Origin of the sequence: Photorhabdus kleinii (assembly GCF_025384885.1) — a bacterium.
Classification (GTDB): Bacteria; Pseudomonadota; Gammaproteobacteria; order Enterobacterales; family Enterobacteriaceae; genus Photorhabdus; species Photorhabdus kayaii.
This window is the reverse complement of the sequence record NZ_JAJAFY010000098.1, coordinates 1-5,052: the sequence shown is the minus strand read 5'-3', so window position 1 is coordinate 5,052 and position 5,052 is coordinate 1. Positions and strand designations below refer to the sequence as shown.

The 5,052-nt window shown below is 36.8% G+C and carries 4 protein-coding genes and 2 pseudogenes; 2 read left to right on the top strand and 4 right to left on the bottom strand.

Annotated features, from left to right (window positions below; all coding sequences use genetic code 11):
* Positions 1-914 precede the first annotated feature (914 nt).
* From LG003_RS22485 to LG003_RS22470, 4 genes and pseudogenes are all read right to left on the bottom strand, one after another.
* Positions 915-1,259, bottom strand: a pseudogene (locus LG003_RS22485) (BRO-N domain-containing protein); the annotation flags it as partial.
* 217 nt (positions 1,260-1,476) lie between these two features.
* On the bottom strand, positions 1,477-2,136 hold the full coding sequence (locus LG003_RS22480; protein WP_262981698.1) for a DUF4431 domain-containing protein: 660 nt from the start codon (positions 2,134-2,136) through the stop codon (positions 1,477-1,479).
* 539 nt (positions 2,137-2,675) lie between these two features.
* On the bottom strand, positions 2,676-3,098 hold the full coding sequence (locus tag LG003_RS22475; protein WP_262981697.1) for a tail fiber assembly protein: 423 nt from the start codon (positions 3,096-3,098) through the stop codon (positions 2,676-2,678).
* Positions 3,099-3,110: 12 nt separating this feature from the next.
* Complete coding sequence (locus tag LG003_RS22470) at positions 3,111-4,013, bottom strand: gp53-like domain-containing protein (RefSeq protein ID WP_262981696.1); 903 nt, start codon at positions 4,011-4,013, stop codon at positions 3,111-3,113.
* 554 nt (positions 4,014-4,567) lie between these two features.
* Here LG003_RS22470 and LG003_RS22465 point away from each other — a divergent pair.
* Together LG003_RS22465 and LG003_RS22460 are read left to right on the top strand one after the other, a co-directional pair.
* The gene (locus LG003_RS22465; RefSeq protein ID WP_262981695.1) at positions 4,568-4,798 is read left to right on the top strand and encodes a hypothetical protein; all 231 of its coding nucleotides are present in this window, start codon (positions 4,568-4,570) and stop codon (positions 4,796-4,798) included.
* A gap of 16 nt (positions 4,799-4,814) precedes the next feature.
* Positions 4,815-5,052: pseudogene (locus tag LG003_RS22460) on the top strand (IS4 family transposase); the annotation flags it as partial.

Sequence of the window (5,052 nt, the reverse complement as noted above, 5' to 3'; positions counted from 1 at the left end):
ATGGATTTCAAGATGCATCGCGACGGCAAGGGAGTGAATCCCTGGGAGCATAGATAACTATGTGACCGGGGTGAGCGAGTGCAGCCAACAAAGAGGCAACTTGAAAGATGACGGGTATAGTTATTATTCCTTCTATATATTCCTACAATTCTCCCTACTTAACGTTCCATACTAAATCTTTACCCTAACACCTAATTTACCGTGTTCAAGAATATCACAATCTCATCAATGCACTTGAGTCTCCAATTCTGAAAATATAGGTAGATATAAGTGCTGACAATGAAGTATCTATAAAGGAATGATCTCCCATACCAATTTATAGCAACTCATACATGGGGCTACATTAATGAAAAAGTAATTTAATACTCAAAAAATCCCCTTTTATGTGGTTTACTGCGATCCTGTGCATATACAAAAATATAACCCCATTTCTCAGGGCTATATTTTTTTAATTGATTCTGATCTGTCAAAGAGATTTATTGTTTACTATAAGCCAAGTTTTGAGTGAGAACCAAGACGGACAAGGCGCAATGTTCTTGCATCGTTTTTTTAATGAACCAATATCAAGTCAAACTTAACATGGCAACCGCGAAAATCCTTCCAATCCCCAGTAAAGAACATGATCGCAATATTTCGGTTCCAACAAACTATCAAAAGCTAACACCAACAGTTTCAATGGGTTACAGAGTTAAGCCATCCTTGGCTTAGAGCTACCATTGGTTAGGCAAGCTGAGAAATTTCTCCCTATGGATAATTAAATAGCCTGCTCTCTGAGCAAGCTCCATAAATGTATCAAAGGTTAAGACCTTCTCATCAGAATGTAATATCTTTTGACTGGCTACGGTTCCATTTTCTACTGTCATTAAGATTCGTCCATTAAATGATAAACCAGAAATCATCGAACTGTGATCACTTCCCGCCTTACGAATTGCCGGTAATACTTCACCAGTTACCCACTTGCGGAACTGATGAGGAACAGATCCTTGCTTAATTGCATCACGACGACGAAGTACTAAGGTATACATTCCTGATTCGCTAACAACATTAATATCATCCTGATGCCCTATATTAAACACAGACCACTCATCATCATCTAATCTTTCAATAGATTGCGTGATATTTTGAATTTCCAGAGCAGAGCAAACATCGTGAGCAACAAACCACGGCTCACCATCTTTATTGATCACGCGGATTTCATGAGACCCGAATTTGAATATAGTGAAATTACTCTCAGAATTAATTTTAGCTAATGTGCTCATGTAGTCACCTCGCTAGAGTCTTGATATTTTCAGTCACAAGAATTTGCTCACAAATGCTCTTTGAACCATTACCTTTGACAACAACTATAATTTTACGTTCAAGTAAACCTCGCTGAAGTTTACCTTGATAACCAATCCAATTCTTTATTACCCGATGGACGATAGAGCCACTTCTTAGCTATTGTTCAGCAAAATACCTGCGTTAATTACTTCCAAATTATTTAGCAGCTTCAATTCGTTGGGTTTCAAGCATTATCGGTGTATGGTGATGTCCAGTAACCGCGTACATAATGGTTCCGGTTACGCGCACACGGTGTCCGATAAGGCTTCGATACACGGTATAAAACTCACCCTTAACCACCAGTTGCATAAGACTACGATCCCCAAATTCTGGTGCCCCTGTAGCGCATTTTATTGCCTTATCCGGTTGCAATACCCAATAAGTCTCAGGGCTATCCCCGTTTTCCACGCTTTCGTAATTTGGTGGGCCGGGATAGGTAATCCTTAACAATGTGCCATCAAGCGTAATTTTTTGCCTTTCTTTATAGCAGTTCTCTGTTGCTTTATCTGCGGCAATCTTTCTGTACATTTCAGATGACCGATGATACCAGTCTTGAAGACATTCAACTGCCACGCATTTTTCGCGAAGTTCCCAATTCTGTTTTACCAGAGCTTTAAAATCCGCATTGTTGTCTGTAGCCAGTTTGGCCTGAAGGTAATTAATATATAGGTTGTCATCAGCTTGGGATAATGCCGGGGTCGAGCAGATTAATTTTTCAGCCTTACTGGTGGCTTTTGCGCAATCAAAGCTCGCACCGAATGATAGGAATGACACACCATACAGTATTAATGCCAAAAAACCTATTAGTGTTCTCATACACTACTCCTATTGGTGATTTTTCAGCATTATTCTAAATACATTAAAGTTAAAATTACAACCTGAATTTTTTCTAATTTGCAATTCCCTCATCAGGAGACTAATTATGTTTTCAACTCTTGATTTCCTCGAAGTCATCAGGGAATATTCAGCCCGATGCTACACAACTGTGAATAATCTGAGCACATCTATTTAGCCCCGCGCTGCGGAATTGGATAAGTTCTTCAAACATCGCTAATTCGATATTGAGATTAAAAAATCCGAGTCCTGTTAAATACAGAACTCAGACTTTAATAGCAGCTTGACTTAAAACATCCCGTTTTTAGTATCAATTAGAGATAAGAAGTGTTTACTTTTGCACTGTTCAATATCCTGTTGCAAACCAAAACGAAAAGATTTTTATCGAGTAAGTTCAATAATCAAACTCTGTTACAAGCAATTATCTTGCAACAATATTATGTGCTAATTTCAAGTCAGATTTATTACTCAATGTTAACAAAACCATTATAAGAATAATCTGTTTATTCAGGTCAATGTCATTATTTTGGTTGTTCCGGCCATTCAATATCGGTAGCCTGTGAAGTATCAATCCTGTTCAACATTACTCTATACTTTTTCCATACCAACAGAGCCGCTTCCTCTTCTTTAGTCGCAATTCCTAAATCAACAGCATCTTGTAATGGTGCTATCTGCTGGCTAGCTTCCACAATAAATTGTTGTTTTTTACTTTCAATATATTGCTGCAATTCCTCTTTTGTTGGTGGAGGAATATCGGCCCATTCCGGTAAACCATTTTGACCTGCTATACGATATTTTCCTTCTGGTACATTATTCGCAGCGTATTCTTGATAAATATCAATACTAACTTCCATAATATCATCAGGCAATGAACCAGAAGCAATATAATTTTGTTTCAATTCTATGGGATAAAATGCGTTTGTTTTAGCACTGTAATAATACATTTTTTCTTCTCCTTAATGACCAATAGAAAAAAAGTAAACACCACTTACATCATTATCATGGTAATTTGATGAAACAGAAACATGTATCTGAGACCTATTTAATGGCTTTCCATAAGCAGAAGTATCAATATTTTTGTTTGGTGCTGAAGAAATAGCTGTTACATGAAGCGATAATAACTCATTTGGAAATGAAATAGGCAAATTTACAATTTTTCCCTGATTATCACCAATAGGTGCATTGCCCCATTGATAAATCATTCCAGTATCACCACACCTCCACCATCCATTTACTGATAGTAGCGCTTTATTACTGTCATCTTCCGTTAAAATCCTTTTTTTACCTTTAAACTTACCATCTTTGTCAAATGCATACGTATGTATTCCAAACCCGTTTTGACCTCCAGATGTACTACCGTATTCAAACGAAATTCCTCTTGAGTGTTGAACCCCCGCACTGGGGTGAGCTACATGAATTGCCAAACCACCCAAGTCTGCCCAACCATTTGGACGCAAGAAACCCGACAATGATAAATCCCGCAGGGATTGGTCGTCATATAAATCTGCTGTTTTAGATAAGATACAACCAGATGTTTTTGTATTTATATTTAACCGAATAAATCGATTATCAGATTCTATTTTAATTTTTTGTTGTAACACTGCATTTAATTTTGCGGTGATTTTAGATACATCACCATCATCCAAAACCCCACTGTCAGATTCTGTCGCAATAAAATCAGCTACAGCAGATGATATGGTTGATGTTTGACGCAAGATCTTATTTAATACGTGATGAGGAATATATTGATCATCAGGAAACCCAATCAACAAATCTGGATATGCTTCATAGCCTTGTTGACTTAACACATTGGCACGATTACTAATAGCAAAAGCTTTGAATTCATTTTTTGCACTCATATACAACTCCTTAAATAACACTATTTAAATAACTTTCCAAAATGGTGCTACACCTTATCTACTAACAACCCTATGTATAACAATGGATTGAAGAAAATCACGTGTAGCGAAATTATGAAACCTTATTTAATAATAAACATATTGAACTATCGTAAAATGATTTCTCACAGTTCACGTCAATAATAGTCTAGCTCATAAAAACAATAATGAAATATTTTTATAACTAAAAGGATTAACTATTTTCGTATAATTGGCAACAACAAAAAACCCAAAGCATTATAATCAAAGCATCCCAAAACTCATTATATTCAACGCCAAAATTACTCTTTTCCATTTCTTTAATTTCACCTTCGATTCATTTTGCTTTAAGGCACAAATATAACCTTCCAGTATTTTAATTATGACACCAATAGAATAGAATGAGTAAAAGACCTCCTCCCCAGGAGATTCATTACGTTAAACGTTACAGTGAACAGGATTGTCTGGTAGAAATACCCGTTTCAGCAGCAACGTGAAAGCAATGTCCGGGATTGGGAAATACCTGGCAGGCACGTATGATCAACCGGAAAACCCTGCAAGGAAAATTAAAAGGTTTCCTGACTGCTATGAAAAATCCCGTTCGTTATCCTTTTGAAAAACTGTTAAAAATCTACCGGGAGCATTGGAAGATAGAAGAAAGACTTTGGCGAGTTGAAAAGGTAGCAATTCAGAAGCAAAGTCACATTAAGAAGTCGTTTCCCATCGGGTATCCGACAGGAATTATGGAGGATATTAGTTGCGTATAATTTGATAAGGAAGGAAATGTCAGCAATAGCCCAAGAAGCGGAAGTATTACCCACAAGGATAAGCTTTATTGCCACGTTAAACCTGATTGAGTCACAAGTTCGTTATTGTGAATTAAATGCGATAGGGACATTGCCATCCAAATTGAAAAAGATGAGAAAGAATATAAAGATATTTATCCTACCAAAAGAGAAAAAGCACCGAAATTACGAGCGTTCAGTGCTTTATATACCAGAAAAATATCCAGCCCGTTATA